Origin of the sequence: Halobellus salinus, assembly GCF_014646875.1 — an archaeon.
Taxonomy (GTDB): Archaea; Halobacteriota; Halobacteria; order Halobacteriales; family Haloferacaceae; genus Haloquadratum; species Haloquadratum salinum.
This window is the reverse complement of sequence record NZ_BMOC01000017.1, coordinates 38692-65229: the sequence shown is the minus strand read 5'-3', so window position 1 is coordinate 65229 and position 26538 is coordinate 38692. Positions and strand designations below refer to the sequence as shown.

The window sequence follows — 26538 nt, the reverse complement described above, 5'->3', positions numbered from 1 at the left end:
TCGTCGGTGAGTAGGTCTGCGCGGCACTTCGTGACGGTCACGAAGTGATATTGGAGCGCATAGACCGTTTGCGACCCGTTTTCGAGGTTGTACTTCATTTGGACGTACCGATTTCTATACACCCAATTCTGATAAAGGTTCGTAGTCGCGGGGTATTCGGCCTGCAACCGATGGTGGTTCGTGTAGGAGTTGTCGGCTTCACGCCCGCCCTAAAGGGCGGGATTCTCGCCTTGAAAAAAGATAGACGAAGGGCCGAACTGTTCGCTGTGCTGTCAGCAGGTTGCTCCCCGATCACCGTCTCGCCGGCAACACGTATACCGTATTTCGCTATACAGAATCTACCTCACAGGCAATCAGTAGAGTCACGACCTAACCCCGCTGTACAGCCTGCTTCGGGGGAGCGGTCGAAACTCACCTGCTGAGCGAACGCACACCGGGCAAATTGGCTCTGTTGAAATCCTCAACAGGTGATAGGTTCTTGGAGACGTACTGATTTGTACCACGGGAACGTAACAGGAGCAGTCTACTGGTCGGTCTTGAGAGTCACACGACCAGTGACTCCGACTTGCCGGAGTAGGTGTCAGTTCCCGCGAACGGACGATATCCGATGGACGGCGACCCCGACGAGGAACGCGACACCGATATTCGTCACGAGGCCGAGCAGCCCCACCCCGATTGCCAGCGGCAGGTTCTCGGTGTCCAACCCCGTCCGACAGAGTTCGACCGCGATGACAGCAAGGATCACACCGAGCATCGCGAGCGGAAACGCCGCGACGACCCCGACTCCCACCACCGCGGCGACCCCGAACAGCGCACCCAAGAGCAGGTTCGACCCGGCGGTCCGGGCGCCGAAGGCGTACTTTCCGGCCACGCCCCCGCTGCCGTGACACATCGGCATCGCCCCGAACGGGAGTGCCAGCAGGTTCATCACGCCCATACTGGTCGCGAGGTCGTCTGCGGAGACGTCGGCGTCGTAGTAGTCCGACAGAAGGAGCGACGTCGCGACGGCCGCGTTCCCAACGGTCATCGCTAGTTGGCCGGCGGTCGCGCCAGCGGCATTCACGGTCACCCCCGCAGCGTCCGGGAGCGTCACCCCGAGGGCAGGGATCCGTGGGGTAGGCAGCCCGGTGGTAGCGACCGCGACCCCGACACCGAGAGCGAGCACAAGCAGCGCGCTCACCCGCCGGCGGCCGATGGCGACGCTCACTCCCACCACTACGAGCCCCGCGAGTGCGTACGCGGGACCATCGAGACTCAACTGGACGCCGGTCTCCAGCAGGACGAGCCCGACCGCGAGTTGGATGCCGCGAACGACCGGCCGCCCGACGAGCGCTTCGATCCGGCCGAGCGTGTCGGTGGCGCCGACGAGAAGCAGTACGGATCCCGCGAGCAACCCCGCAACAACGAGCTCTGCGCCCCCGAGCCCGCCGGCAATCACGAGCGCGGCCAGCGCCTTCATGGGCTCGACCGACACCGGGAGGCCGTAGTAGAGCCCCCACACGATCTGGAAGGTCGCGAATCCGAGGAGGAGCCGCGCCAGCGAGAGGTCTGTGAGCGCGGCGACTGCGACGACGACCGGGAGCACCGTAACCGAATCCCCTAACGCGCCGGTCAGCTCGCGGCGTGAGATTCGGATCGGAATCTCGTGACGGTTCCCGAGAACGACCTCCATTACGTCACGGAAACCACCCGGGCCACAAAACCGCTTGGATCGAAATACTGGCGTTTTGGACGGCAAGAACCCGGAAAATCGAGTTCAGACAGTACGGGGACGAACGCGTCTGCCAGAGGCTCGGCGCCACACTGTGTTGTGAGACACGAGGCCTGAACCGACAGTGCCAGTGGTTTCGTTACTCGGCGATGAACCCATTATACATTACGCCTTTGGTGTGTTCACTCGTCGCCCCGGACCGGAGTCCCGCGGGTCGCGGTCGCTTTGAACGAGGCGACCACGTCGCTGCCCACGCCCAGGCCGAGTTTCTCCCGGCTGTCCCGGGTCACGAGCGCGAGCAGCGGGTCGTCGATCCCGATATCGACCGCGATCCGCGCGATGCGTTCTCCGGGTTCGATCCCCCGAATCGTGCCGGCAAAGCGGTTCCGGGCGCTCGTGTGCTCCGGCACCGGTGTGTCGTCGGGGTGGGTCAGTGTCACGGCGTCCGCCCGGATCGAGAGTTGCACCCTGCCCTCGCCGTCGGGAACCAGCGCACGAACGAGTCCCGCGTCGGTGTCGACGGTGACCAACTCGCCGTCGCGTCGGGTGATCGACCCCGCGAGCACCGTCTCGGCGACTCCGGCGACGCCCTCGAACCCCGTCCGCGTCCGCTCGAACGCGGCGAGGAGGTCTTCTGCAGTCCCGGTGAGGGTGCTCCCGCCGCCGCCGGAGCCGCCACGCTGGCGTTCGACGAGGGACCCGAACGCCTCCTCGAGTTCGACGACGCGGCGCTGGGCGTGGGCGTACGATCGGCCCAGTTCCGACGCGGCGGCGTTGAGCGACCCCTCGCGGTCGACCGCGCGCAGGAGGCCAACATCGCCGGCGTCGAGCGTCACGCCGTCAGCCCGAATATAGGCGTCGAACTGCGCGCGGGTCATACCTTCCTCTTTGCGGACGCGAGCAAAAGCATTATGTCTCCGATGGTAGAACGCCGATATGTCTATGACGAAACAACGACGAACTACGGACCATCGGGACGCGCCACGCTCCAGTAAATCGGTTACACGACGATCGTTCCTCGCGGCGAGTGCCGCCGCGGGCGTTGCCGGCCTCGCCGGCTGTTCGGGCGGGTCCGAGGGATCCGGCGGATCTGATGACACTGAAACCGACGAGTCCACCGACTCCGAGGGATCGATGGATACCGAAACCCCGACCGAAACGGAAACCCCGCTCTCGGACTCGATGACCATCTTCCACGCCGGGTCGCTCGCGCCGCCGTTCAGCGAAGCCGAACCCCAGTTCGAAGAGGAGTTCGGCGTCGACGTGACCCGCGAGGCGAAAGGCTCCGTGGCGTCAACACAGAAGATCACCCAACAGGGTCGATCGGCCGACGTACTCGGGACCTCGGATTTCCGACTCATCCGGAACCGGGTGCTCCCGGATTTCGGCGACTGGTATGCGATCTTCACGACAAACTCGATGTCGATCCAGTACCGCGAGGACTCCCCGGGCGCCGACGACATTTCGGCGGACAACTGGTGGGAGGTGCTCACGCGCGACGACATCACCATCGGCCACTCCGATCCCGCTGTCGACCCCGGCGGTTACCGTGCCGTGATGACACAGCAACTCGGCGCCGAGGAGTTCCAGGGCGAACGCCTCTACGACGACGAGACGTACCAACAGCTCCGGCAGAACTCCGTTGTCCCCACGGGAACGGAGACGAATCTCGAAGGTCAGCTCGAATCGGGCGAGCTCGACTACGTCTTCTACTACCAGTCGATCTCCGCGAGTTCCGGGCTACCGTACGTCAACCTCCAGGACGAGGTCGACCTCTCCCAGGCCACGACCGACTACGCCGAGCACTACGCGAAGGCCGAAGTCGAGACCGACTCGGGGACGTTCACGGGCGCACCGATCGCGTACGGGATCACGGTCCCGAGCGTCGCGGAGGCGCCTGAGCGCGGGGCGCAGTGGATCGAGTATTTCGCGACGGATCCCGGGCGCGCGGTCCTCGAGGAACTCGGCCTGGTTCCGGTCGATCCGATTGTCGTCCCGAGCGCATCCGAGGACGCCATTCCGGACCGCGTGATGGAAGTTGCCAGCGCCCAAGACAACCTCGGCCCGCTGGAACTATAAGATGGCTCGAACACCCGAAGTATCGTAATGGCCACAGAGACCGGATCTGGACTCGATGTCAAAACCGGCAGAGTACAAACCGCTGTGCTCGTCGCCGGATTCGTTGGCGTCCAACTGCTCGCGTTCGTGGCTGCTTACGCTACCGGCCGGCCGACGTGGTATGCGTACTTCATGATCGGTAGTGCGGCCGTCACGGCGTACCTGCTTGACGGTTCGTCGTTCGTCGTTGCGACCGCCACGCTCGGTAGCGTCCTGCTGATTGCCCTCGGGCTCCCGCTGTTTATGTTTGTCGCGCGACAGACGCCGTCGTTGGTCGTCGAGAAGGCGGCAGATCCGGATGTCCACCGCGTCCTGTATCTCGGTATCTACGGCCCGCTTCTGGCGGCGATACTCAGTTTGGCCTTCGGCGTCCCGCTGGCGCACCTGCTCTCCGAGGGGTTCTCCGGCCAGCCGCTGGTCGAGAGCCTCGTGGATCTGCCGCTCGTCGTCCCGCACTCGGTGGCGGGGATTCTCGTTCTCTTCGGCTTCGGGGAGGGTGGCGCCTTCCCCAGCATCTCCGTGCTCGGGTCGATGGTGGGAATGGTGTTGGCGATGGCGTTCGTTGCGGCCCCCTACGCGGTCAACGCCACCCGGGAAGCGTTCGAGGCGATCGACCACCGTCTGGAGTATGCCTCCCGCATCCACGGCGCGAACCGCTGGGAGACGTTTCGACGGGTCACGGGACCACTCGCTGTACGCGGGATGATAACCGGCGGCGTGCTGGCCTGGGCCCGCGCCGTCTCTGAGTTCGGCGCTGTGGCGGTCGTCGCCTACAGCGTCAGCTTCTTTTATCCCTTCGCCGGCGGCGAGGTGACCGCCCAGCACGCGCCGGTGTTCGTCTACAACACGTATCTCCAGGGCGGTCTCCAGGAGAGCGGCGCGGTCGCGTTCCTGCTACTTGCGGTTTCGGCTATGATATTCCTTATTGTTCGATACCTGACCGACGACAACACGATCGGGGGGGTACCGTGACGCAGCTCGCTGCTGACATCGCGTCGACGTTCACTGCCGAGGGCGCCGAGCCGTTCACCGTCGACGCGACGCTCGAAGCCGGCGACGAGGAGACGCTTGTCATTCTCGGACCGAGTGGGAGCGGCAAGACGCTGCTGTTGGAGACGGTCGCCGGGTTCCACGGCCACGATGGGACAGTCACAGTCAACGGGACCGACATCGCCGACCGTGCGCCCGAACGGCGGGACTTCGGTTTCGTCTTCCAGGACTACGCGCTGTTCCCGCACATGACCGTCCGGGACAACGTCAGGTACGGGGCGCAGTACTGTGAGAACCCGCGCGACGCGGAGGGATTGCTCGCAGAACTCGGTGTGGCCCACCTCGCGGACCGGACGCCGCCGACCCTCTCGGGTGGGGAGAAACAGCGCGTTGCGCTTGCCCGCGCGCTGGCAGTCCGTCCCGACGTACTCCTGCTCGACGAACCGCTGGCCGCACTGGACGTGCCGACGCGACAGTCGCTCCGCGACGACCTTGTCGACGTTCTCGCGGACGTGACCTCAATCTACGTCACCCACAACCGTACGACCGCGCGTGCGATCGCCGACCGGATCATCGTGATGGCCCAGGGCCAGGTCGTCCAGCGCGGTACGCCCGATGCAGTGTTCGAACGCCCCGAGTCGCCGATAGTGGCGAACTTCACCGGCTCGAACGTCATCGAACTGGCCTCCACCCCCGCAGTCCGGTCACTACTTGACGGCGACACCCCCGGCAGGGGTGACGCCCACGGCAACGGGACGGCCGAGCGGGTCGCAATCAGGCCCGAGGCTGTGAGGCTGGACGACGACAACGGGGACCTGCGCGCGACGGTTCGGCGGGTTGTCCGCGAGGACGCCACGCACCGCGTAACCCTCGCATTCGACGAGGTGACAGTCGAATCCTTCACAGACTCCCCGCCTGAGGTGGGGACAGATGTCGTGATCACGCTCCCACGGGATCGGCTTCACCCCTGCTGAGGTGGCCGCCACCGACCGATTCCTCCGGACGTTCAGCCGACCTCAATCGGTTCGATCAGCTCCGGGGCGTCGTTGGCGGGGCTGTTGACCCGCGTCGACACGGGATACGTGCGCCACGCCTCGCCCGGGTGGGGATCCAGGAGGTCGGCCGCCTCCGCCGGGCTGCCGTGGAGCCACGTCGACTCCTCGTGGGGGTCGAGCACGACCGCCATCCGGTGGTGGAGGTCCGAAACCACGCTGTTGGGGTCGGTCGTGACGACCGTGAACGATTCGATGGCGTCGGACTCCTGCTCGGCCCCGCCGCCCGCGCCGAAATCGCTCAGGCCGGTCTGGGTGTGAGTCGGCTCCCACCGGTCCCACAGCCCCGCCATCGCGAACGGCCGGTCGTCTTCGAGCGCGACCCGGTGGGGCTGTTTGGTCCCGCCGTCGGCGCTCACCCACTCGTAGAACCCGTCGGCGGGCACCAGACACCGGCGGCGCTCGAAGGCGTCGGCGAAACTCGGCTTCTCGTCGACCGTCTCCGCGCGGGCGTTGATCAGGTCGTTTCCCACACTGGCGTCGTCGGCCCACGACGGGATCAGGCCCCAGTTGAACTGCGTGAACTGACCTGGATCGTCGTCGGCGACGACCGGGAGCGACTGGCCGGGCGCGCAGTTGTACCGGGGCTCCGGCGGGTCCTCGAAGGTGGCGCCGAACCGTTCCTCCAGATCCGCGGCGGGCGTCGTCAGCGTGTAGCGGCCGCACATACCTCGTGGGAGGGATCCGACCGACAAAACACCGACGGCGTCGACTCGTAGGCCTCGCTAAGCTTATGGAAGATACAAGGCTAAAACCCCGCCCTTCAGGGCGGGGATACAGCCGACAACTCCTCCACTAACCACGTTCGATGGCACTGCTGGATATTCCATGCTTAGTCGTTGCTTTTAGTATGCAATCCCCCATAACCGGTTATGAAAACAGTTAGATGTTGGAGACAACCCGTACCTATCGAGCGAAAGTCGTCAACCACTCTCAAGTGAGTGGCGACCTCGACCAGTGTGGGTTCTCCGCGTCGAAACTGTGGAACGTCGCCCGGTACTACTCACAAGGTCGGTGGGATGAAGACGGGGAAATCCCCGACGATGGCGAACTCAAATCCGAACTCAAGGAACACGAACGATACAGTGACCTACATTCTCAGTCAAGTCAGCGAGTTCTTGAAGAGCTTGCTGAGTCGTTCACCAGTTGGTACAAAGCACGCCAACGCGGAGACGAGGACGCCAACCCACCCGGCTACCGCAAACACGGCGACGAACACCCTCGCTCCACCGTGACGTGGAAGCAGAAGGGTATCAAGCACGATTCCAAACACAATCAACTCCGCCTGAGCAAAGGGTTCAACCTCAAGAACCACCGCTCGGACTTTCTTCTCTGTGAGTACGAAACGCGACCGGACGTGACCGTGGAGAACATCCAGCAGGTCAGAGCCGTCTGGAACGGCGACCGCTGGGAACTCCACCTCGTCTGCAAGGTCGAGATACCTGTCGAGGACGCACCCGGCGACAACACGGCGGGTATCGACCTCGGTATCAAGAACTACCTCGCCATCGCCTACGACGACGGTGACGCCGAGTTGTATCCGGGGAACGTGCTGAAACAAGACAAGCACTACTTCACCCGTGACGAGTACGACACCGAAGGTGAGGACGGCCCGTCTTGTTGGGCGACTCGCGCTCGACAGAAGTTGTCTCGGCGGAAAGACCACTTCCTGCACGCACTCGCCAAGCACATCGTAGAGCAATGTATCGACCACGAGGTTGGTCGCATCGCCATCGGTGACTTGAGCGAGATTCGAGAAGATGAGAACGGCGAGTCTCGAAACTGGGGCAAGCGTGGGAACAAGAAACTCCACGGGTGGGAGTTCGACCGGTTCACGAACCTACTCGAATACAAATCAGAGGAACACGGTATCCTCGTAGACCGCACGAGCGAGCGAGACACGAGTAAGACGTGTTCGTGCTGTGGTCGGGAGCTTGATTCAAACCGCGTGGAGCGCGGCTTGTACGCCTGTGAGTCGTGCGGTGCGACGATGAACGCGGACGTGAATGGTGCAGTAAATATTCGCAGAAAGATAACTCAGAGTCTCCCTACGGGGGATATGAGTAACGGTCGTTTGGCACGGCCAGTAGCCTACCTGTTCAATCAAACCTCTGGGTCGTTCCGCCCGAGGGAACAGGTGGGTTGCAAACCTTAATATCCCAACGCTTGGGAATCCTCGCCCTTTAGCGCGGGGAGGATGTCAAGATAGAGACGGGCGGTACAACGACCGGATATTTCGCTCGGTAGCGGCCCAGTGATTTCGTTGTCGATCCCGTTTGTTTCCGGGACTGACTCTTCGGGTATCAAAATACACCCGACAGTAGCATCAGATTCAACCCGTACACAGTTGTTCCTCTAGCTATGTGAACGAGATCTGTCCGTCTTGATGAGGACACGTACGCATACATCGAGGCGCACAAGCGTGAAGGCGAGACGTTCTCGGAGGCGGTTGATCGTCTCACCCGTCGGCCGTCGATCACGGATCTCGCTGGACTCCTTGATTCAGAAGACGTTGACGCAATGCGCGAGACGATCGACGAGGCGGACGAACGTGATGTCGCGGAGGTCCGCGAACTGAAAGGCCGGTTCCGTGATTCTTGATACGGCGTTCGTTCTCGATCTTCTTGGCGGCGACGAAGGGGCAGTTCGGAAGGCCGAAGAATTGGAGGAGAGCGGGGCCCCGATGAGACTTCCAGCGATGACTGTCACGGAACTATACATCGGGATCGGGACGGGTGTCGCCGCTGTCGCGGCTGCTGCGGAACGCGAAGGAGAACCTGTGCTGACGCGGCATATCGAAGATTTCGAAAAGTTGGGCGTTGCGGTCGAGAGTTACTGATAGACACCTATCCATATCCAGACACACCTCGAAGCCTTTAGGCGCGCCCGATGCCTGAGACCGGATATGCGAATCGAGAACAGCTTCGTGCCCGCGGAGGGCGTGGGCGAACGCCGTGAGCGCTCGGTGTGGGAGTCGGGGATCCTCACCTGGGAGGAGTTCGATCCCGAGCGCTCCCCACTTGGGCCAAAGACCGGCGATCGAGTGGAGTCGTTCGTGGCTGAGGCCCTCGAGCGCCTCGACGACGGTGACGCGCGGTATTTCCGCGACCGGTTCCCTGCGAGCGAGACCTGGCGCTTCTACGAGAACTTCCGCGGCGACGCCGCGTTCTTCGACATCGAGACCACCGGGCTGGAGTCGGCGTACAATAGTGTCACGACGGTCTCGGTCACCCGGAACGGCGAGACGACCACACTGGTTCGCGGCCAGGACCTCACGGCCCCGGCGCTCCGGGAGCTGTTCGCCGGCACTCCGCTGGTCGTCTCGTTCAACGGCAAACAGTTCGACGTGCCCTTTCTGGAGGACTGTTTCGACGTTTCTATCGACGCGCCCCACCTCGACCTGATGTACCCCTGCCGCCGGATCGACCTGACTGGGGGATTAAAATCCATCGAGAAAGCCGTCGGGATCGACCGCGACCGCCCGGACCTCTCGGGCCGCGACGCGGTCCGGCTGTGGCACCGCTACGCCCGCGACGGCGACGACGACGCGCTCGACACCTTGGTGTCGTACAACCGCGACGACACCGAGAACCTCCGGAATCTTGCGGACGTAGTAGCCAACCGTCTCCACGAGGAGTCGATCGGCGCCGTCGCCGGCGAGCCCGCCGGTGTTCCGGATCCGCAGTCGTAAGTCCGACCGCACCGTCGCCGCTTTTTTGGCGTACCTAAAAACTCAAATATCCCCGGGGGGAAGCACGGGTGATGACCGAGTACACCGTCGACGACCTCGCGGTCGTGATGGGGACCTACAACGAGGAAGCCGCGGTCGGAACCGTGCTCTCGGACATCGCGGACGTGACCGACGACCGCGCCGAGGTCGTCTGCGTCGACAGCTCCGACGACCGGACGCCCGAGATCGCCCGCGAGCACGGTGCGACCGTGATCGAACAGCCGCCGCAGGGGTACGGACACGCGGTCCGTGAAGCCGTACTGACACCCGAGCGGCCGGTGATCGTCACCACCGACTGCGACGACACCTACCCGATGGAGCGGCTTCCCCAGTTCGTAGAGCTGATCAACGAGGGGTACGACGTGGTCTCCGGCGACCGCCTCTACCACGGCGCCGACGCGATGCCCGAGTTCAACCGGTTCGGCAACGCCGCCTTCGCCGCGGTGGCGTCGGTGCTCGCGGGCGAGCGCGTCCACGACACCACCACGGGGATGCGCGCGTATCGTCGGGACCTCCTCCACGACATCGAGTGGACCGAGAACACCGGGCTCTCGGCGGAGCTGTTGCTCCGGCCGCTGATCCGGGGCTACCGGGTCAGAGAGGAGCCGATCCCGTACCGAGAGCGCGCGGGTGAGACCAAACTCGACCCGCTGGGCGGCGGCGCCGCCATCGCGAAGTCGATCGTGAAGATCTGTCTGGAGGAGCGGTTCGGGTAGTCGGAACGGGACAGGGCGGCGGCGGGAGGTGTCGCTACTGGAGGATGTCGCCGATCCGTCGCGGTTCGCCGCTGAGCGAGGGGTTCTCCTCGACGATCTTTAGCACCTCGTGGTCGGTCACATCGGGGTAGGACTTCTCCACTGCCTCCTCGATCAGCGACTTCTCGAGTCGGAACTCCGTCCCCTCGTAAACGACGTCGACACCCGTCTCGTCGAACGACAGTGCGGTCATACTCGTCCGTGGTCGCCCCCGGATAAAAACACATCAGTCGCGCGCTGTCGCCGGCCGTCAGACACCCGTCTGACGGGTCGTTTATTAGCTCGCGTGCGTTGCTCGGGAGTGTGGCACTCGGTCAGGACCCGCTCGACGCGTTGGAGATCCCCGACGGCACCACCGCCGAGGAGCACGATCTGGTGACCGACGGCGACATCGTCGCCGGCGGCCAGAGCACGGTGGAGTTCGGCGTCAGAGGGCGGAACGTCCTCGCGGGCGAGCGCGTCACGTTCGGTGGCGACATCGAGGCCGAGAGCGACTGCCGGCTGGACGTGTGGTGCGACGTGGCCGGCAACGTCCTGGTCGGTGACGACGCCTACCTCGGCGAACGCGTCCACATCGGCGGCCGGTTGATGGTCTCCGGCGACCTCGATATCGGCGACGACGTCGACATCGAGGAGGGGTTCGAGGCCAACGGGTGGATCGTGATCCGGAACCCGGTTCCGACCCTGGTCTTTTATTTCCTGGTGCTCTCACAGCTCCTGTCGATCGGGGAGAACGAGGCCGCAGACGAACTCGCGGAAGCGCTCTCCGGCGACAGCGACGAGGACCCGCTGGTGATCCCGCGGGGATCGACAGTGTCGGACGACGCGTGGCGGGTGTCGACTCCGGCGACGGTCGGCGACGGGTGTCGGCTCCACGGCAACCTCCGCGCGGAGGCCATCGACGTCGGCGCCGACAACAATGTCTTCGGGAGCCTCCGCGCTCGCGACGACATCGACATCGGCGAACGGACGCAGGTCCACGGCGACGTGACCACCCGCGACGGGACGGTCACCGTCGCTAACGGCGCCCACGTCCGCGGCGACATCTCGTGTTCGGCGCTGGAGCTCCACGACGGCGCGGAGGTTGACGGGACGATCCGTGCCTCGGGCGACATCCGGCTGATCCAGCCGGCTCCCGGCGCCGAACGGCGTGACAGCGGGTCCGACACGCGGGCAGACGGTCCGGCAGACGCGACAAGCTCGGCGGATGCGACGGCGGACACGACAAGCTCGGCGGATGCGACGGCGGACACGACACGCTCGGCGGATGCGACGGCGGACACGACACGCTCGGCGGATGCGACGGCGGACACGACACGCTCGGCGGATGCGACGGCGGACACCGGCGAGAACCCCGAACCGGGGGCGGTTCCGGAGCCCGGGCCCGAGTCGAACCCCGACTGACCTCGCGGACGACCGCCCGCGACCCGCGGAGACTCAAAAACCCTTCTGTGCCTCCGGTGTGTCTTTTATACGGCACGTCGTACCCAACGTCAGGATGATTTCGAACCGAACGCTCTCGGCTGTCGGCCTCGCCGCACTCGTGGTGCTCGCGGGGTGTGGGGGCGCCGGCAGCGCGGGTGGCGGCGACGCCGGGTACGAACAGGCGACCGGCGGCGACGCCGGCCGGCCCGAGGCGACCGGAGCCCCAGCCCAGGACCCTGACGTGGAGGCTGACGCCAGTGGGTCCGGCGGCGACGCCGACAGTGGGGATAGCGGAAGCGACGCTGGCGGCGACCGCGCGATCATCCGGACCGGAGCTGTTGCTGTTGAGGTCAGAGATTTCGAGTCCGCACGGTCGAGTCTGACCGCGACGGTCGAGGGGTACGGCGGGTACGTCAGCGACAGCCGCGAGGACCGCCGGGAGATCGACAACGAGACGTGGACCCGCGGGGAGGTCGTCGTCCGCGTCCCGAGTGAGGAGTTTGACGCATTGGTCGACGACGCACGGGCGCTCGGCGCGGTCCAGTCGGTCGAGACTAACTCCCGCGATGTGACCGACCAACTCGTCGACATCGAGGCGCGGCTCGAAAACCTCCGCGCCGAACGCGACCGGCTCCGAACGCTCTACGAGCGAGCAAACACCACGGAGGACGTGCTCGCGGTCCAACGCGAACTCTCCGACGTGCAGCAGGAGATCGAGCGGCTCGACGCCCGACAGCAGTCCTTGGAGGATCGGGTGGCGTACTCGACGTTGACGGTCCGGCTGGCGGAGCCCCGGCCGACGCCCGACAGAGTCGCGCCCGACCGGTGGTATGACACCCCGGTCGTGTCAGCGTTGCTCCAGTCGATCGGTGGGGTCGTGGTTGCGACCCGTGCCCTGGTGGTCGGGTTCGCGTACGCGCTGCCGTACCTCGTCGCGTTCGGCGTCCCGCTGGCGCTCGTCGGCGGGGTGGTCCTGCGGTACGGCCGGCGGATCCGACGTGGCGGCGAGGATCCCGACTGATCCCCGGAAATCGGGTTACGAGCCGTTCTCCGTGCCGTTCTCGCTATCGCCGCTCCCGCCCTCGCTCACTGTCACCTGCGCCTCCCGAAGCACCGACCCGGCCATCTCGTAGCCCGGGCGGTAGACCTCGGCGACGGTTCCCTCCGGGTGGTCGGCGTCGACGCGCATCAGCACCTCGTGGCGCGTCGGGTCGACGTCCGAACCGGGCTCGGGCGCGATCTCGGTGACGTTCTCCTCGGCGAGGATCCGGTCGAACTCCTCGACGGTCGACTCGACCCCCGGCCGGATGTCGGCGCCCGCCTCCTGATCGAGCGCCCGGACCAGGTTGTCGCGGACGCTCACGATCCGGCCCACGAAGTCCTCGGTCGCACGCTCGCGTATCTCCTCTTCACGACGCTTCGCGCGCTTCTTGTAGTTCTTGAAGTCCGCCTTCGAGCGTGCAAGCGCGTTCTCCAACTCGTCGACCCGCGCGGTCTTCGCGGCGAGATCAGACTCCAACTCGGTGTGTCGTGACTCAAGATCCGCCACCGCCGTGGCGAGGTCGGGGTCGTACTCCTCGACCCGGGCGGCGAGGTCGGCAGCGTCCCGCTGTCCGGCCTCTGTTGGGTCGCCGTTGACTCCGTCCGGTTCGGCGTCGCTGTCGCTCCCGTCGGGCGTTCCGTCGTCGTCGGCTGTCGCGGCCGTCGTCCGGCCCTCGGAGGACTCGTCGCTCATACGCGACTCTCGGGCGGGACGCTTCTTAAACGTGAAGAAACGGGCGTGGGTGTCGGCGGCGACCGGGTCGGTCCCGGATCCGGACGGATCGAACCCGGCTACTGGTACATGCCGATGGGCCGCGCCTGCGTGCTCTCGTCGCCGGCGTTCTGCATCCGCTTTGCGAGCCGCTCTTTCGCGTCGCGGATCTGCTCGGCCCGTTCGACGAGGTGGTCGATGGGGACATCGACGCCCGCGAGCGGCTCGATTCCGTTCTTGATCACCACCCGGGCGGCCTCCGGGTCGGGGAACTGCGGATCCGACTCGACGACGAGACCGACGGCAGTCCGGCCGGACTCGACGGCGTCGCTCAGGAGGACACCAGTCGGCCCGGAGACGAGCCCCGCCTCGCTCGGCGCGTCGATACCGGCGTCAACGACGGCTTCGACCCCCGCGCCGACACCGACACCGTACAGCGCCGGCGGCGACTCGTCTTTCCCCTCCGGGATCCCCGAGAGGTAGACCGGCCGGACCGAGCGGTCGTCGTACCACCCGGTGAGACACGTCGTGAGCTCCGAGGCCGCCTCGGGGCCGACCGGCACGTCGCTCTGGAGCACCAGCAGGTCGCGGTCGGCGTCGGCGTAGATCCGGACCGGCGGCTGGAGCTCCGCGTCGCCGTCGCGGTAGACCGCGACCTTTGGGAGCGAGTCGCAGTGGACGTTGGCGTGATGGGTCATATCGAACTCCTCGACCAGGTGGTCGGCCGCGATCTTCCCGACGAGTCCGACGCCGGGGAACCCCTCGATCAGCGACGGCTCCGTTACGTCGACGGCCTCCCGAACGGAGATATTGGTCATACCACGGAATACGCAAACGGTGGTGGTAAACCTGCGGGACGCTGTGGAGCCGCCGGGCATCCTACAACTGATCAAGCGGGATCAAAACTATGTAGTGCGTTGGTACTAAGCCGGGAGTATGTCGTCCGAATCACCGGACTCAGCGGAGTTCAGCGAGAGTGATGTCGCCGAGATCGCGGTCGATGGCCGAGTCATCGCCCGCTTGGCTGATATCGACGACCTCTCGCAATCCCCTGCCGACGAGGCAGCGGCCATCAGGATGATCCGACAGATCCTCGACGACTCCACCGAGGAATTCGAGGAAGAACACGGTATGTCCCCTACCGAAGCGTTGGAGAAGGCCGAACCGGATATCCAGATGGGCAACGAGACACGGGGCTGGGATTCGATCCCGGTAGACGCGCTCACCGAGGATCACTGAGACGGCCTGCCCGGTGTCGCTCGCGCGGGGTGTCGGACGCCCCGGAACCGACACCCACAAGCGCCCGCGACGGGTTCGGGCCCGTATGCAGCCACCCCAGCGGTACGCGTCGCTGGTTGAGGACCCCGACGCGTTCCGAGCGGCGTGCGGCCGGCCGCTTCCCTCGGTCGTCCGCGTCAACACCCTGAAGACATCCGTCAAGCGCGCTCGCGAGGCGCTCGACGCCGAGGGCGTCGGCTACGAGCCGACCGACTGGCACCCGGGCGTCCTGAAACTCGACGAGCGCGGCCCGGGCACGTCGTGGCCGTACTTCCACGGGTGGCTCCACGGCCAGGAGGAGGTGTCGACGCTGCCCGCGCTCGCGCTCGACCCCCAGCCGGGGGAGGTCGTGTGGGACGCCTGCGCCGCGCCGGGGAGTAAAGCCACCCAGATCGCGGCGCTGATGGACGACGAGGGGGTCGTGATCGGCAACGACAACAACCTCGGGCGGCTGTCGGCGCTCCGGCACAACGCCGAACGCCTCGGCGTCACCAACCTCGCGGTCACCAACCAGGACGCGCGGAACTTCTCGCTCAAGCCGTTCGGGGACCGGACCCGGGACGAAAGGCGGATCGAGGAGTTCGATCGCGCACTGGTCGACGCGCCGTGTTCGTGCGAGGGGACGATCCGGAAGAACCCCGACGCCTTCGAGGAGTGGTCGCTGAGCCACGTCGAGGGCGTCGCGGGCGTCCAGAAGGGGATTCTCCGCCGCGCGGTCGACGCCACCCGGCCCGGTGGCACCGTGGTTTACGCCACCTGCACGTTCGCGCCCGAGGAGAACGAGGCGGTGGTGGATCACGTCCTCGGCGGTGACTGCGAACTCCGAGAGTGGGAGCCGCCCGAGGGATTCGACACCGACCCCGGAATCACCGAGTGGCAGAGCGAGACCTACGACTCCTCGCTCGAACTCGCCCACCGCGTGTACCCCCATCGCAACGACACCGGCGGGTTCTTCTGTGCGAAACTGGAGGTGACGGCGTGAGCGACGATGGGACCGACTCCAGCGACGGGACCGACCCCGACGCCGGGTCCGCGGCAGCGTCGGACGCCGACCCACCCGAGAACGACAGCCACCGGTTCGACCGCCTCCCCGCGACGGCCGGCGACCGGGTGGTTCCCGGCCGACCCACTCGGAACGAGGTGATCGAGTGGTGGGACGACCGGTACGGGATCCCGCCGAGCACGTGGGAGAGCCACACCTTCTGGGAGCGCGGGAACGGCAAACTCTGGGCGTTCGCGGGCGACGTCGTCTCCCCAGTCGACGCCGAGGGGCTTGGGCTGCGGATCCTCCGGACCCGCCAGGAGCACTGGAAACCCTCGACCAACGCGGTCCAGCGGTTCGGCCCCGAGGCGACCCGGAACGTCGTCACCCTCGACGGTGAGGAAGCCGCCCGGTTCGCCCGCGGTGACGACCAGGACCTCCCGCGGTGGGACGGCGACTGGGGGTACGTGATCGCGGCGCACGACATCGCGGGCGGCGTGGAACCGATCGGCGTCGGCCTCTACCTCCACGGCGAACTCCGTTCGACCGTTCCGAAGGGGCGGCGTGAGGACCTCCGCTCGTAGCGTCTCGTTTCCTACTCCCTTTCGTGGAGCGTCCCGTTTCCTACTCCCTCTCGTGGAGCGTCCCGTTTCCTACTCCCTCTCGTGGAGCGTCCCGTTTCCTACTCCCTCTCGTGGAGAGTCCCGTTTCCTACTCCCTTTCGTGGAGCGTCCCGCCGCCGAGTCCCACCCACTCGACCCGGTAGCCCAGCCGCGACAGCGTCGCGGAGGCGTCGTCGATGCCGTACTCGTCGAGGACCGACTCTGCGTCCGACAGCGACAGCCCGACCTCCAGTTCGGCGTCGACGGCGTCGAGCACAGCGGGACGGACCAGCGTCCGCCCGACCTGCTCGTGGTCGGGAAACGCCACGGAATCGAGGGCGTCGACGCTCACGCCACGGTCGGCAGCCACCGCATCCAGCCCGATCACGTCGGCGTCGGGGACGAGTTCGGCCGGTAGCGACGCCGCGGCCGCCGCCACCAGCTCGGCCTCGTACTCCCGGAGTGCGTCCACGACGTCTTTCACACGGACTCGTCGGGTGTACGTGACCACCCGATGGTCGAGCGCTTCGATCTCCTCGCCCACCCCCAACGACTCGTCGACCGCGACCAGGAGTTCGACGTCGTCGTCGACGCTCCCGAACTGGTCGAGTTTCTTTTCGACGTACCCCGGCGTCCAGAACCCCATCACCTCGAAGAAGACCCGAAGAGAAGGCGTATCGGCCGACCCTTCGCCGCCCGCCCCGGCTCCGCGGCCGCCCGGCCGGTAGTCGAACGCGAAGTCCGGGATCATCGCGCGGGCGCCCGCCGCCAGCGGCTCCGGCTCCCGTGAGAGGTCCCAGTCGAGGTCCAGACTCGAAAAACGGCGGGCGAAGTCGGCCTCGACCCCGCTGTCGTAGGTCGGTTCGACGATCGGATCGACGCCCGGCACCGACACATCGTCGGGGCCGAGGCGGAGTTCGCGGTCGGTCCCGCGGTCGTCGACCGTCGCTTCGAGCGACCACTCGGCGGCCGCCGCGACGCTCCGGAGCAGCCTGGCGAAGGCGGTGCCGTAGCGTCGCGTGCGTCGAAAGAGCGCGTCAGGGCCAGTGACGACGAGTTCCCGCTCGTGGTCGTCGTCGCCGTGTCGCCGAATCTCGTAGAGGAGTCCGAGCCGCTTGACCGCAGACACCAGGCGTTTGGGGTCGGAGCTTCGGATCCGGACCTCGGTCGCGTCGAACAGCGCGGTCTGGGCGAGCGAGAGGTTGTACTGCTCTATCAACCCGTCGGGATCCCACCGCGAGTCGAACGCCGAGAGCACCTCGTTGACGTCGCGGTCGGCGTACAGCGACGCCTCGACGGCGTCGACATCGGCACCCAACCGCTCTGCCGCCGCCGTGAGCGCCGCCGATCGGCCCCCGTCGTCGACGACGCCGCCGACCGACTCCGCGGCCTCGAAAACGCTCCGCCGGACGCGCACCGGCGGCAGCGGTGCCCGAGCCTCGAAGGTGGCATCCCGCTCCAGCAGCGCGGCGAACCCCCGGACCAGCTTGAAATCCTCGGCGTCGGCTTCGAGACCGTCGAGCGCGTTGTCGAGGCGACCCCGGGGCTCCTCAACGTGACCCTGGAAGACGCCGATGGTCCGGGCTGCGACCGGGCGGTGGCTCCGGTCGGCGAACTGCGGGTGGTAGCCGCCGCCCGCCCGGGAGACGCGCAGGAGGTCTTTCCGGAGCACGGCCGGAGGTACGACCCGCCTGCTCAAGAGTACCGGGGACGCGGCCGGCTCGCTGCGGGGGCGCCCGGACCGGCACCGAAAAGCCGATACCCGCCGCCGGCGGTTGGTCGGACGATGCGGCGACGATCCGCGATCCGCGGCTGTCTGAGTTGTCTGGCGGCGGCGCTCGGCGGGTGCGTCGGCCGGCTTCCGCGAGCGACGGGGCCACGGAACCCTCCCGACCCGCCAGCCGACCAGCCACGGGAGACGCCGGATCGGCCGGACCTCGCGGTCGAGACCTTCGATTTCGAGGCCGACGACGACGGCGCGCTCCGGGTGTTCGGGACCGTCGAGAACCGCGGGGAAATTCAACGAACCGGGAGTGTCCGGGTCGCGGTCGACGTGGAGGGCGAGGAGTTCGTGCGGGAGACGGCCGTCACGGTCGATAGCGACGCGAAGACAGAGTGGGCAGTCACCTTCGGGATCACGTACGACCGGTTCGCCGCCGGCGGGGGAATCAGCGTCTCCGTCGAGTGACGTCCGTCTCGGGACCCGGACCCGGTGTCACCGACGCCTGTCGGCGACCCGCTCCTCGGCGGTTTCCCGGCTCACCACCTCGTAGAGCAGTGCGCGCCCGCCGTCCGCGTTCGGCCGGAGGATGCGGCCGAGGCGCTGGGTGAACTCCCGCTCCGACCCCGACCCCGCGAGTACAACCGCGACGTTGGCGTCGGGGACGTCGACGCCCTCGTCGAGGACGTTCGCGGTCACGACTCGGGTGTAGGTGCCCTCGCGGAAGCGCTCCAAGATCTCCCGGCGCTCGGCCGCTCCGGTCTCGCTGGTGATCGCCGGCAGGAGGAACCGCTCGGAGAGCCGGTAGACGAGGTCGGTGTGGGCGGTGAACACGATCACGCGGTCCTCGCGGTGGCGGTCGAGCAGTCGCCCCAACCGCGCTACTTTCGCGTCGGCGTTCATCATGATCCGCCGCGCGCGCTGTTTCGCCAGCAGCGCCTCCCGCGCCGCCGGGTCGTTTCCCGACCGCATCACCAACTTCCGGTAGTCCGACCCGCTGCGCAGCGAGAGGTTCGACCGCTTCAGGTAGTCGACGAACGTTCCCTGGGCGTCCTCGTACGCCGCCCGCTCGTCGGGTCCGAGCGCGACCTCAATCCGCCGGATCTCGTAGTCGGCGAGGTGTTCACCCGCGAGGTCGTCGACGCTCGCCTCGTAGACTTTCGGCCCGACCAGGTCGGCGACCACCTCGTGGGCGCCGTCGGGCCGCTCAAACGTCGCCGTCAGCCCCAGTCTGGCGGGGGCCGAAAGCAACCGGGCGGCGTCGCGGTACCCCTCCCCGCCGAGGTGGTGAACCTCGTCGAAGACCACGAACCCGAAGTCACCGCCGACGTCCTCCGCGCGGAGGTACGCCGAATCGTACGTCGAGACCGTGATCGGCGCCCCCGTCTGCTCGCCGCCGCCGAACTGCCCCACTTCCGCGTCGAATTCGGTTTCGAGTTCCCGACGCCACTGGTCGAGCAGGTCGATCGTGGGCACGACCACGAGCGTCGGGACCCCCAGCGCGGCGATAGCGTCGACCGCGACCACGGTCTTGCCGGCACCTGTCGGGAGTTCGATCACACCGCGCTCGCCCGCCTCGCGCCACGCCGCCACCGCCTCCGCCTGGTAGGGCCGGAGGTCGTAGGCGTGTGACACCGACAGCCGTTCGCTGACTGAGGTCGCAACCTCGTCCTCGAACGCGACGCCGCGCTCGCCGAGGGTGTCGCGGAGGTCAGCGTACCGGTACGCTGACGTGCGCGCGACGAGCCCCCGGTCGTCCCACGCCACCCCGGGCAGCGACTCGACGGCCACGTCGGCATCGTCGACCCCGTCGAGCCGGATGGTGCCGTCGTCGTACCGAAGCGTGAGCACGGTCAATTCTGGGTCGGCTTCGTATATATACTGTCGGCCGCGGGGAGACGCTCCCCGGCGGTGTGGCGGCGGACTTTTCACCGTCGCCGCGGACGTTCGACGTGTGACTGACGCTGCCGACACGCTCGACGCCGAGAACGGATCGAAACCGACCGAAGACGTCGTTGCCGGCGTCATCGACGACATCGACGCCGCGCACGACGACTACGACCGCGGGTACACCGACGCCGACGCGACCCTGGCGGTCGTGATGAGCCACGTCGATCGGTTGCGCGAAGTCCGCGAGTGAGCCACGTCGATCGGTTGCACGAAGTCCGCGAGTGAGCCACGTCGATCGGTTGCGCGAAGTCCGCGAGTGAGCCACGTCGATCGGTTGCGCGAAGTCCGCGAGTGAGTCGCTGTTGTGGCCCGCGGTTTCGGAAGCAAGACCTAACTCGGTGGCACTCTCCCTCGCAGACATGACGGAGTTCTCCGACCGCGTCGAATCCGTGTCGATCAGCGGGATCCGCGAAGTGTTCGAGGCCGCCGGCGACGACGCCATCAACCTCGGACTCGGCCAGCCCGACTTCGCGGCCCCGGCCCACGCCCGGGAGGCCGCGGCGGAGGCGATCAGGGAGGGTCTCGCCGACGGCTACACCGAGAACAAGGGGATGGCGTCGCTCCGGAAGGCCATCGCTGACAAACACGCCCGGGATCAGGGGGTCGACGTCGACCCCGCGAACGTGATCGCCACCGCCGGCGGGTCGGAGGCGCTCCACGTCGTGATGGAAGCTCACCTCGACCCCGGCGACGAGGTGTTGATCCCGGATCCGGGGTTCGTCTCCTACGACGCCCTGACTCGGTTGGCGGGCGGGACGCCGGTTCCGGTCCCGCTCCGCGACGACCTCACGCTCGACCCCGACGCGGTTGAGGCCGCGATCACCGACGACACCGTGGCGTTCGTGGTGAACAGCCCCGGGAACCCCACCGGCGCGGTGTCGCCGCCCGAGGACGTCCGGGAGTTCGCCCGAATCGCCGACGACCACGACGTCCTCTGCGTCTCCGACGAGGTCTACGAGTACACCGTCTTCGACGGCGAGTTCCGATCCCCGCTCGAGTTCGCCGACCGCGACAACGTCGTGGTCGTCAACTCCGCATCGAAGCTCTACTCGATGACCGGCTGGCGCCTGGGGTGGGTCACGGGCGGCCCCGAACGGGTCGAGCGGATGCTCCGCGTCCACCAGTACGCCCAGGCGTGTGCGGCCGCGCCATCGCAGTTCGCCGCGGAGGCGGCACTCACCGGACCACAGGACCTCGTGAGCGAGATGACCGACTCGTTCCGTCGCCGGCGCGACCTCGTCGTCGAGGGGCTTCGGAACATCGGACTGGACGTGCCGACACCCGGCGGCGCGTTCTACTGTATGCCGGAGGTGCCCGACGGCTTCGTCGGCGCGTGTCTGGACCGCGGGGTCGTGGTCGTCCCCGGCGAGGCGTTCGGTGACGCCGGCCGAGGGAAGGCGCGGCTCTCCTATGCGACCGACGAGGAGTCGCTGGAAGCCGCGCTCGATGTGATGAGCGACGCGTACGACGCGGTCACCAGGTAGTCGACGGGGTGCGACGGAGCTTCAGTTCGCGGTGCTCACGACCTTCACCACGTCGCCCTCCTCGAGTTCGTGGTCTTCGCCGATCCGGCGGTCCGATCGCGCGTCGACCGCGTGGAGGTAGCCGTCGCCGATGTCGGAGTGGACAGCGTAGGCGAGGTCCTTCGGCGTCGACCCCCGCGGGAGGAGGACGGCGTCGGGGAGGGTCTCGCCGCTGCCGTCGGTCCACCGGGTCTCGTTTTCGACCGGGTAGACGGTGATCCTATCCAGGGTGTCGTAGACGGCGGTGTTGATGGCCGTCTGGACGCCCGTCCCGTCGTGTTCGGCCATCACATCGCGGATGGTTTCGAGCCCGTCGCGCTGGGCGTCGGAGACCTCACCCGCCACGTCGAAGTCGGCGTCGCCCGGGTGGTACTCGACAACGCCGGCGTCGACGGCCGTCCGCAGCGCGAGTTCGCCGTCGGCGGTCGCTGCGGCGACCGGGACCGTTGTCCCCTCGCGCAGCCGGTCGACGTTCCCGTCCGGCGCGATGTCGGCCTTGTTGGCGACCAACACGATTGGTTTGGTGCGTTCGCGGACGTCACGCGCCAGTCGCTCGCGGTCGTCGTCGGTCCACTGCTGGGGATCTTGAGGGTACTCGACCACCCGCAGCGACGCCGCAACGTCGTAGACGGTGGCGCCGAACCCGGTCAGCATCTCGGTGAGCGCGTCGTCGATGTCGAAATCGGGGGATCGGGACTTTCTCACAACGGTCTCCCAGTTGTCCGCGATGATCCCTGCGAGCCACTGTTCGAGTTCGGCCTCCACGAAGTCAGCTTCCTCGAGCGGGTCGAAGGCGCCAACCTCAGTCGGTTCGCCCTCGGCGTTCGTCTCCCCGGCGGCATCAACCACAGACAGGATGGCGTCGGCGTCGGTCAGCGCGTCGAGGAACTGGTTGCCCAGCCCTCGCCCCTCGTGGGCGCCGGGGACCAACCCGGCGACGTCTAGGAGTTCGACCGGAACGTACCGGATCCCGGCCTCGCAGTTGCCGCACCGCGTCTCGCGGTCGAGACACGGACACCGCGTCCGGGCGTGGGTCACGCCGCGGTTCGGGTCGATTGTGGTGAACGGGTAGTTCCCCACGTCGACGTCGGCCATGGTCGCCGCCGTGTAGAAGGTAGACTTGCCCGCGTTGGGTTTTCCGGCGAGCGCAACGGAGAGCATACCGACGAGACGGCCGACGGCGGGAAGTACGTTTCCGTCCGCGGCTCCGGGGGCTGAGCGGACAGTCGACACGCGCTCACGAAACGGCGTCACACCCCGGCGAGCTCGCGCTCCCGGTCCGATTTGCACCGCTGAACGCGCGTGTGGAGCCGCACGCAAACCGACAGCACCGGGTAGTCGTCGTCGAACTCGTCGTAGAGGTACGTCGGGGTGTCCGGGGCCTCCGACGGCATAACGAACTCGCGTCGCTGCCGAATGATCGCCCGTTGGCGGGTGGTCGACACCCGGGTTAGCTCCTCGGCGATCACACCGAGTCGACGCCACTCCGCTTCGAGCGCGCCGTACCCGCGGGTTGAGGCCGACCCAGACTCGAACTCCCGCAGTTCCTGCTCGATGCCGCGGAGTGCATCCTCGACCGCCGAGAGCGACTCGGACTCGATTTCGAGCGTCTCCAGAAACGACTCCCGGTCCGCCCGACAGGAGTTTGCGGTCCCGATGACGGCCCGCTTGAGGTGCGGTTGGAACCGCCGCCCGTCTGCCAGCGCGACGCCGACTTCCGGACCGAACTCCGTGACGACGCTCTCCCGGTAGGTGTCGCCGTAGTCAGTGTCGTAGTGTGACACGCTCATCACGGTCTCCGCATAGGCCGTTTCGACCCGGCGGAGCCCGGACCCACCGCTCCGGTGGGCGATTCCCCGGACACCGCTCGGAACGGGTGGTTCCGCTTCGATCTCCCGGATCCGGTCCACGAACGCGTCGAAGGCCTCGGCTTCCGCGGCGACTGCGCGCTGTTCAGCGTTGAGACACGCACGGAGATCGCCGGGTACCGATCGCGAATCCGTTGTGGTCCGAACGGCCGTCGCGGTCATACGCAGCACTCGACGGCAACCCATCGTAAACGATTATAATACCCCTCCGGAGCGGTGATGTCGACTACTGACCGATATGTAGCCGCGGGGGCGCGTCGGGCGGCTTCACCCGATCGACGGCCGGGTGGTTCTCCAGTCGCTGTTCGGGGGCTGCGTCCACGTCGATGGTGAAGCTCGATACATTGTCACACCTACTTGAGGGTGTGTGGTTGTTTCACACCAGCGACTCGTAGACGATCCCCTCGCGACGGGTGACGATCCGGCGGCCGTCAACGACCACCGGGGTCGCCATCGCGTCGAACTCCCCGTTGAGGTCGGCGAACTCCGGCCAGTCGGTGACCACCAAGGCGGCGTCGGCGCCGTCCAGCGCCGCAGCCGCGGAGTCGGCGTAGTCGATGTCGGGGTACCGCCCGTGGAAGTTGTCGGTCGCGACCGGGTCGTAGCCGACAATGTCCGATCCCGCCTCGGACAGCGCTTCGACCAGCGGGATCGCCCGTGAGTTCCGGATGTCGTCAGTGCCGGGCTTGAACGCGAGGCCGAGCACCGCGACGCGTGCGCCCGCTGGATCCACGTACTCGCGGAGCCGATCCAGCAGCCGGACGGGTTGGCGGTCGTTGACTTCAACGGCGGCTTCGAGCATCATGGGTTCGTATCCCACACCGCGGGCGGCCGCGATGATCGCGGCGACGTCTTTTGGGAAACAGCTCCCGCCCCACCCGACGCCTGCACCGAGAAACTCCGACTCGATGCGGTGATCGAGGCCGATCGCCGAGAGCACCGCCTCGGAGTCGACGTCGTACTCCCGACAGACGTTCGCGATATCGTTGGCTAGCGAGATCTTCGCCGCCAGAAAGCCGTTGTTGGCGTATTTGATCATCTCCGCCTCCGCGATCCCGGTCTCAATCACCGGCGGGTCCGACGCCCGCTCGACCAGCGGGTCGAACACGCCCCGAAGCGCCTCCCGCGCGCGGTCGGTCTCGGCGCCGAGGACCACCTTGTCGGGGCCGAGGAAGTCGGAGACGGCGCTTCCCTCCCGGAGGAACTCGGGGTTCATCCCGACGTGGAGGTCGTCGCCGACACTCATCCCCGACTCCTCGGCGACGATCGGTGCGATAGTCCCCTCGGTGGTGGTGGGAACGACCGTGCTCTTTGTCACTACGACGTGGTCGGTGTCGGACTCGCCGAGCGCCGCCCCGAGCGACCGTGCACCGGACTTCGTGACCGAGAGGTCGATGTGGCCACCGTCCTCTGCGGGGGTCGGAAGCGCCAGAAACGTCACCTCGGTGTCGGTCACCGCGGCGTAGTCGGTCGTGGCACGGAGCCCCTCTCCGGCGTGTTCGGCGACCAACTCGTCTAACCCGGGCTCGTGGATCGGCGACTGGCCGTCGTTGAGCGACGCGACGATCCCCTCGTCGATGTCGATGTTGACTACGTCGTGGCCGACGTCGGCGAAACACGCCGCGATCGTCGTTCCGACATAGCCGCTGCCGACGATGCTGATGCGCATACCCGGCCGAACGCCGGCCGTGGGTTTCAACGTTCGCGTCCGGCTGGCCGGTAAAAACGAAAGCCCGGAGTAGGAGGCTCCCGAACGGGTGGGTATGTCGAACGAGCGCGACCGGCCGGGCGGCGACGACGACCACCCGGAACGGGCCACCGGAGTCGCGGGTGGCGCCGCGGACACCGCGTGGGTCGTCGTCTATCTGAAGGGCCTGTCCATGGGCGCTGCCGACGCCGTCCCCGGCGTCTCCGGGGGGACGATCGCCCTGATCACCGGGATCTACGAGCGGCTGATCGCCGCGATCACAGCGGTCTCACCCGCCCGGCTCTACACCGTTGCGGTCGGTGTCTTCCCGGACCGTCGGGGCGACGCCGCCGACGCGCTGCGGGCGATCGACGCCAGGTTCCTCCTCGTCTTGGTCGCCGGCGTATTCACCGCGATCCTGACGGTGACTCGGGTGGTCCACGTCGGCATCCAGAACGCGCCGGTAGTCACGTTCGGGTTCTTTTTCGGCCTCATCGCGGCCTCGGCGTGGGTGTTGCTCTCGGAGGTCAGCCTCAGTACCCCCCGGCGCGTGGCCGCTGTCGTCGTCGGATTCTCGCTCGCGTTCGTGGTTTCCGGGGAGGCCGCCGCGGCGCTGGGACAGAGCCTCCCCGTGACGGTCCTGGCGGGCGCGATCGCAGTCAGCGCCATGATCCTCCCCGGGATCTCGGGGTCGCTGCTCCTCATCATCCTCGGGCAGTACACCTACCTGACGGGGACGCTGTCGGCGTTCGTCGACGGCCTGCTCGGGGTCGTAGTCGGCGGCCCCGTCGAGCCGGTCGCGGAAAACGGGGCCGTGGTCATCGCGTTCGTCGCCGGCGCGTTCGTCGGGTTGTTCTCCGTAGCCCACGCCGTCAGGCGGGCGCTCGACCGCGACCGCGCAACGACGCTTGCGTTCCTCGTAGCGTTGATCGCGGGGGCGCTCCGCGCGCCAGTCGCTCGCACGACCGGTCGGCTGGTCGCACTCGGGCGATCCTGGACCCCGACCGCGGTCGCGACGTTCGCGGCCGCCGCGGTGGTCGGTGCAGTCCTCGTACTGCTACTTGAGCGCTACACCGGTCTCGCCGATATCGACGGCGAGCGCTGACTGGCCGTCGGCGCGAACGCGCGGAGGGGGCCGGACGGCAGCGTGTGTGGACGGCGGGTGGTTACTCCCGTGGGACCGCGATGTTCACGAGCGCGTCGCTGCCGCAACCCTCACACTCGCCGTCGCTTTCTCCGCGGGCTCCACACTCCAGACACTCGTAGTAGCCCTCTTCGGGCTGGTACGGGTCGACTTCGCCGTTGTACAATGTCATACCCTGTACAGGGGGCAGGTCGTGATAATTGTTACCCTATCGAGAGATAATGCTACATGTTGTAGTCGATTGCAGGAC

Annotated in this window: 28 protein-coding genes and 2 pseudogenes; 17 read left to right on the top strand and 13 right to left on the bottom strand. The window is 67.0% G+C overall.

Going from position 1 to position 26538, the window contains the following annotated elements:
- From IEX72_RS12550 to IEX72_RS12540, 3 genes and pseudogenes are all read right to left on the bottom strand, one after another.
- Window positions 1-98 (bottom strand): annotated as a pseudogene (locus IEX72_RS12550) (IS200/IS605 family transposase); the annotation flags it as partial.
- A 482-nt stretch (window positions 99-580) separates the two neighbouring features.
- Complete coding sequence (locus IEX72_RS12545; protein ID WP_188787863.1) at window positions 581-1672, bottom strand: putative sulfate/molybdate transporter; 1092 nt, start codon at window positions 1670-1672, stop codon at window positions 581-583.
- 221 nt (window positions 1673-1893) lie between these two features.
- A complete protein-coding gene (locus IEX72_RS12540) occupies window positions 1894-2589 on the bottom strand; it encodes a TOBE domain-containing protein (RefSeq protein WP_188787861.1) in 696 nt (231 codons plus the stop codon).
- 64 nt (window positions 2590-2653) lie between these two features.
- Between IEX72_RS12540 and IEX72_RS12535 the strand changes: the two genes are divergently transcribed.
- Genes IEX72_RS12535 through IEX72_RS12525 form a run of 3 tightly spaced genes read left to right on the top strand, consistent with a single transcriptional unit; the run spans window position 2654 to window position 5793 of the window.
- Entirely contained in the window at window positions 2654-3790 is a 1137-nt protein-coding gene (locus IEX72_RS12535; protein WP_188787859.1) for an extracellular solute-binding protein, read from the top strand.
- Between the two features lie 27 nt (window positions 3791-3817).
- On the top strand, window positions 3818-4801 hold the full coding sequence (locus IEX72_RS12530) for an ABC transporter permease (protein ID WP_188787857.1): 984 nt from the start codon (window positions 3818-3820) through the stop codon (window positions 4799-4801).
- The gene (locus tag IEX72_RS12525; protein ID WP_188787855.1) at window positions 4798-5793 is read left to right on the top strand and encodes an ABC transporter ATP-binding protein; all 996 of its coding nucleotides are present in this window, start codon (window positions 4798-4800) and stop codon (window positions 5791-5793) included. Before IEX72_RS12530 ends, IEX72_RS12525 begins: the two co-directional genes overlap by 4 nt.
- 32 nt (window positions 5794-5825) lie before the next feature.
- On the opposite strand, the gene IEX72_RS12520 is transcribed toward IEX72_RS12525, so the two are convergent.
- Window positions 5826-6539 (bottom strand): SOS response-associated peptidase, encoded by a 714-nt coding sequence (locus tag IEX72_RS12520; protein WP_188787853.1) that lies wholly within the window; start codon window positions 6537-6539, stop codon window positions 5826-5828.
- 218 nt (window positions 6540-6757) lie between these two features.
- On the opposite strand from IEX72_RS12520, the gene IEX72_RS12515 reads away from it, so the two are divergent.
- The 5 genes and pseudogenes from IEX72_RS12515 (at window position 6758) to IEX72_RS12495 (ending at window position 10317) form a co-directional block, all read left to right on the top strand.
- On the top strand, window positions 6758-8026 hold the full coding sequence (locus tag IEX72_RS12515) for an RNA-guided endonuclease InsQ/TnpB family protein (protein ID WP_188787850.1): 1269 nt from the start codon (window positions 6758-6760) through the stop codon (window positions 8024-8026).
- A 230-nt stretch (window positions 8027-8256) separates the two neighbouring features.
- Window positions 8257-8472 (top strand): annotated as a pseudogene (locus IEX72_RS12510) (antitoxin VapB family protein); the annotation flags it as partial.
- On the top strand, window positions 8462-8710 hold the full coding sequence (locus IEX72_RS12505) for a PIN domain-containing protein (protein WP_188787848.1): 249 nt from the start codon (window positions 8462-8464) through the stop codon (window positions 8708-8710). The pseudogene IEX72_RS12510 and the gene IEX72_RS12505, both read left to right, overlap by 11 nt.
- 66 nt (window positions 8711-8776) lie before the next feature.
- On the top strand, window positions 8777-9562 hold the full coding sequence (locus IEX72_RS12500) for a ribonuclease H-like domain-containing protein (RefSeq protein ID WP_188787846.1): 786 nt from the start codon (window positions 8777-8779) through the stop codon (window positions 9560-9562).
- A 71-nt stretch (window positions 9563-9633) separates the two neighbouring features.
- Entirely contained in the window at window positions 9634-10317 is a 684-nt protein-coding gene (locus IEX72_RS12495; protein WP_188787844.1) for a dolichyl-phosphate hexose transferase, read from the top strand.
- A gap of 34 nt (window positions 10318-10351) precedes the next feature.
- On the opposite strand, the gene IEX72_RS12490 is transcribed toward IEX72_RS12495, so the two are convergent.
- The gene (locus IEX72_RS12490; RefSeq protein ID WP_188787842.1) at window positions 10352-10549 is read right to left on the bottom strand and encodes a DUF5800 family protein; all 198 of its coding nucleotides are present in this window, start codon (window positions 10547-10549) and stop codon (window positions 10352-10354) included.
- A gap of 110 nt (window positions 10550-10659) precedes the next feature.
- Here IEX72_RS12490 and IEX72_RS12485 point away from each other — a divergent pair, with 110 nt between their 5' ends.
- Window positions 10660-11760, top strand: a complete 1101-nt coding sequence (locus IEX72_RS12485; RefSeq protein ID WP_188787840.1) for a polymer-forming cytoskeletal protein — start codon at window positions 10660-10662, stop codon at window positions 11758-11760.
- A 97-nt stretch (window positions 11761-11857) separates the two neighbouring features.
- On the top strand, window positions 11858-12802 hold the full coding sequence (locus tag IEX72_RS12480; protein WP_394354611.1) for a DUF4349 domain-containing protein: 945 nt from the start codon (window positions 11858-11860) through the stop codon (window positions 12800-12802).
- Window positions 12803-12817: 15 nt separating this feature from the next.
- On the opposite strand, the gene IEX72_RS12475 is transcribed toward IEX72_RS12480, so the two are convergent.
- Window positions 12818-13516, bottom strand: coding sequence for a nucleotide exchange factor GrpE (locus IEX72_RS12475; protein WP_188787836.1), 699 nt, complete (start codon window positions 13514-13516; stop codon window positions 12818-12820).
- Window positions 13517-13614: 98 nt separating this feature from the next.
- Entirely contained in the window at window positions 13615-14352 is a 738-nt protein-coding gene (locus tag IEX72_RS12470; protein ID WP_188787834.1) for a proteasome assembly chaperone family protein, read from the bottom strand.
- Between the two features lie 118 nt (window positions 14353-14470).
- On the opposite strand from IEX72_RS12470, the gene IEX72_RS12465 reads away from it, so the two are divergent.
- The 3 genes from IEX72_RS12465 (at window position 14471) to IEX72_RS12455 (ending at window position 16378) form a co-directional block, all read left to right on the top strand.
- Entirely contained in the window at window positions 14471-14773 is a 303-nt protein-coding gene (locus IEX72_RS12465) for a hypothetical protein (protein ID WP_188787832.1), read from the top strand.
- A gap of 85 nt (window positions 14774-14858) precedes the next feature.
- Window positions 14859-15794, top strand: a complete 936-nt coding sequence (locus IEX72_RS12460; protein ID WP_188787829.1) for an RsmB/NOP family class I SAM-dependent RNA methyltransferase — start codon at window positions 14859-14861, stop codon at window positions 15792-15794.
- On the top strand, window positions 15791-16378 hold the full coding sequence (locus IEX72_RS12455) for a DUF7122 family protein (protein WP_188787826.1): 588 nt from the start codon (window positions 15791-15793) through the stop codon (window positions 16376-16378). Before IEX72_RS12460 ends, IEX72_RS12455 begins: the two co-directional genes overlap by 4 nt.
- A 127-nt stretch (window positions 16379-16505) precedes the next feature.
- Here the strand turns inward: IEX72_RS12455 and IEX72_RS12450 are convergent, their stop codons facing one another.
- Window positions 16506-18068 (bottom strand): DUF790 family protein, encoded by a 1563-nt coding sequence (locus IEX72_RS12450; RefSeq protein ID WP_188787825.1) that lies wholly within the window; start codon window positions 18066-18068, stop codon window positions 16506-16508.
- Between the two features lie 114 nt (window positions 18069-18182).
- Between IEX72_RS12450 and IEX72_RS12445 the strand changes: the two genes are divergently transcribed.
- Window positions 18183-18584: a transcriptional initiation protein Tat gene (locus IEX72_RS12445; RefSeq protein ID WP_188787823.1), complete on the top strand. Its 402-nt coding sequence runs from the start codon at window positions 18183-18185 to the stop codon at window positions 18582-18584.
- A gap of 27 nt (window positions 18585-18611) precedes the next feature.
- On the opposite strand, the gene IEX72_RS12440 is transcribed toward IEX72_RS12445, so the two are convergent.
- The gene (locus tag IEX72_RS12440) at window positions 18612-19967 is read right to left on the bottom strand and encodes a DEAD/DEAH box helicase (protein WP_188787821.1); all 1356 of its coding nucleotides are present in this window, start codon (window positions 19965-19967) and stop codon (window positions 18612-18614) included.
- A gap of 103 nt (window positions 19968-20070) precedes the next feature.
- Here IEX72_RS12440 and IEX72_RS12435 point away from each other — a divergent pair, with 103 nt between their 5' ends.
- Both IEX72_RS12435 and IEX72_RS12430 read left to right on the top strand, forming a co-directional pair.
- Window positions 20071-20256, top strand: coding sequence for a hypothetical protein (locus IEX72_RS12435; protein ID WP_188787870.1), 186 nt, complete (start codon window positions 20071-20073; stop codon window positions 20254-20256).
- 169 nt (window positions 20257-20425) lie between these two features.
- Window positions 20426-21550 (top strand): pyridoxal phosphate-dependent aminotransferase, encoded by a 1125-nt coding sequence (locus IEX72_RS12430; protein ID WP_188787820.1) that lies wholly within the window; start codon window positions 20426-20428, stop codon window positions 21548-21550.
- Window positions 21551-21571: 21 nt separating this feature from the next.
- On the opposite strand, the gene IEX72_RS12425 is transcribed toward IEX72_RS12430, so the two are convergent.
- The 3 genes from IEX72_RS12425 to aglM all read right to left on the bottom strand — a co-directional run bounded on the left by IEX72_RS12425 (window position 21572) and on the right by aglM (window position 25126).
- On the bottom strand, window positions 21572-22750 hold the full coding sequence (locus IEX72_RS12425) for a redox-regulated ATPase YchF (RefSeq protein WP_188787817.1): 1179 nt from the start codon (window positions 22748-22750) through the stop codon (window positions 21572-21574).
- Window positions 22751-22839: 89 nt separating this feature from the next.
- The gene (locus tag IEX72_RS12420) at window positions 22840-23619 is read right to left on the bottom strand and encodes a DUF7260 family protein (protein WP_188787815.1); all 780 of its coding nucleotides are present in this window, start codon (window positions 23617-23619) and stop codon (window positions 22840-22842) included.
- A gap of 214 nt (window positions 23620-23833) precedes the next feature.
- Window positions 23834-25126 (bottom strand): UDP-glucose 6-dehydrogenase AglM, encoded by a 1293-nt coding sequence (gene aglM / locus IEX72_RS12415; protein WP_188787813.1) that lies wholly within the window; start codon window positions 25124-25126, stop codon window positions 23834-23836.
- A 211-nt stretch (window positions 25127-25337) separates the two neighbouring features.
- Between aglM and IEX72_RS12410 the strand changes: the two genes are divergently transcribed.
- The gene (locus tag IEX72_RS12410; RefSeq protein WP_188787865.1) at window positions 25338-26249 is read left to right on the top strand and encodes a DUF368 domain-containing protein; all 912 of its coding nucleotides are present in this window, start codon (window positions 25338-25340) and stop codon (window positions 26247-26249) included.
- A gap of 61 nt (window positions 26250-26310) precedes the next feature.
- On the opposite strand, the gene IEX72_RS12405 is transcribed toward IEX72_RS12410, so the two are convergent.
- Window positions 26311-26460, bottom strand: a complete 150-nt coding sequence (locus tag IEX72_RS12405; protein WP_188787811.1) for a DUF7129 domain-containing putative zinc-binding protein — start codon at window positions 26458-26460, stop codon at window positions 26311-26313.
- Between the last annotated feature and the right edge of the window lie 78 nt (window positions 26461-26538).

What these genes read in the sequence shown, in the direction of transcription:
- IEX72_RS12545 (WP_188787863.1), bottom strand. Translation starts at nt 1,672, where the DNA reads ATGGAGGTCGTTCTCGGGAACCGTCACGAGATTCCGATCCGAATCTCA.
- IEX72_RS12540 (WP_188787861.1), bottom strand. Translation starts at nt 2,589, where the DNA reads ATGACCCGCGCGCAGTTCGACGCCTATATTCGGGCTGACGGCGTGACG.
- IEX72_RS12535 (WP_188787859.1), top strand. Translation starts at nt 2,654, where the DNA reads ATGACGAAACAACGACGAACTACGGACCATCGGGACGCGCCACGCTCC.
- IEX72_RS12530 (WP_188787857.1), top strand. Translation starts at nt 3,818, where the DNA reads ATGGCCACAGAGACCGGATCTGGACTCGATGTCAAAACCGGCAGAGTA.
- IEX72_RS12520 (WP_188787853.1), bottom strand. Translation starts at nt 6,539, where the DNA reads ATGTGCGGCCGCTACACGCTGACGACGCCCGCCGCGGATCTGGAGGAA.
- IEX72_RS12515 (WP_188787850.1), top strand. Translation starts at nt 6,758, where the DNA reads ATGTTGGAGACAACCCGTACCTATCGAGCGAAAGTCGTCAACCACTCT.
- IEX72_RS12500 (WP_188787846.1), top strand. Translation starts at nt 8,777, where the DNA reads ATGCGAATCGAGAACAGCTTCGTGCCCGCGGAGGGCGTGGGCGAACGC.
- IEX72_RS12495 (WP_188787844.1), top strand. Translation starts at nt 9,634, where the DNA reads ATGACCGAGTACACCGTCGACGACCTCGCGGTCGTGATGGGGACCTAC.
- IEX72_RS12490 (WP_188787842.1), bottom strand. Translation starts at nt 10,549, where the DNA reads ATGACCGCACTGTCGTTCGACGAGACGGGTGTCGACGTCGTTTACGAG.
- IEX72_RS12475 (WP_188787836.1), bottom strand. Translation starts at nt 13,516, where the DNA reads ATGAGCGACGAGTCCTCCGAGGGCCGGACGACGGCCGCGACAGCCGAC.
- IEX72_RS12470 (WP_188787834.1), bottom strand. Translation starts at nt 14,352, where the DNA reads ATGACCAATATCTCCGTTCGGGAGGCCGTCGACGTAACGGAGCCGTCG.
- IEX72_RS12465 (WP_188787832.1), top strand. Translation starts at nt 14,471, where the DNA reads ATGTCGTCCGAATCACCGGACTCAGCGGAGTTCAGCGAGAGTGATGTC.
- IEX72_RS12460 (WP_188787829.1), top strand. Translation starts at nt 14,859, where the DNA reads ATGCAGCCACCCCAGCGGTACGCGTCGCTGGTTGAGGACCCCGACGCG.
- IEX72_RS12445 (WP_188787823.1), top strand. Translation starts at nt 18,183, where the DNA reads ATGCGGCGACGATCCGCGATCCGCGGCTGTCTGAGTTGTCTGGCGGCG.
- IEX72_RS12430 (WP_188787820.1), top strand. Translation starts at nt 20,426, where the DNA reads ATGACGGAGTTCTCCGACCGCGTCGAATCCGTGTCGATCAGCGGGATC.
- IEX72_RS12425 (WP_188787817.1), bottom strand. Translation starts at nt 22,750, where the DNA reads ATGCTCTCCGTTGCGCTCGCCGGAAAACCCAACGCGGGCAAGTCTACC.
- IEX72_RS12420 (WP_188787815.1), bottom strand. Translation starts at nt 23,619, where the DNA reads ATGACCGCGACGGCCGTTCGGACCACAACGGATTCGCGATCGGTACCC.
- aglM (WP_188787813.1), bottom strand. Translation starts at nt 25,126, where the DNA reads ATGCGCATCAGCATCGTCGGCAGCGGCTATGTCGGAACGACGATCGCG.
- IEX72_RS12410 (WP_188787865.1), top strand. Translation starts at nt 25,338, where the DNA reads ATGGGCGCTGCCGACGCCGTCCCCGGCGTCTCCGGGGGGACGATCGCC.
- IEX72_RS12405 (WP_188787811.1), bottom strand. Translation starts at nt 26,460, where the DNA reads ATGACATTGTACAACGGCGAAGTCGACCCGTACCAGCCCGAAGAGGGC.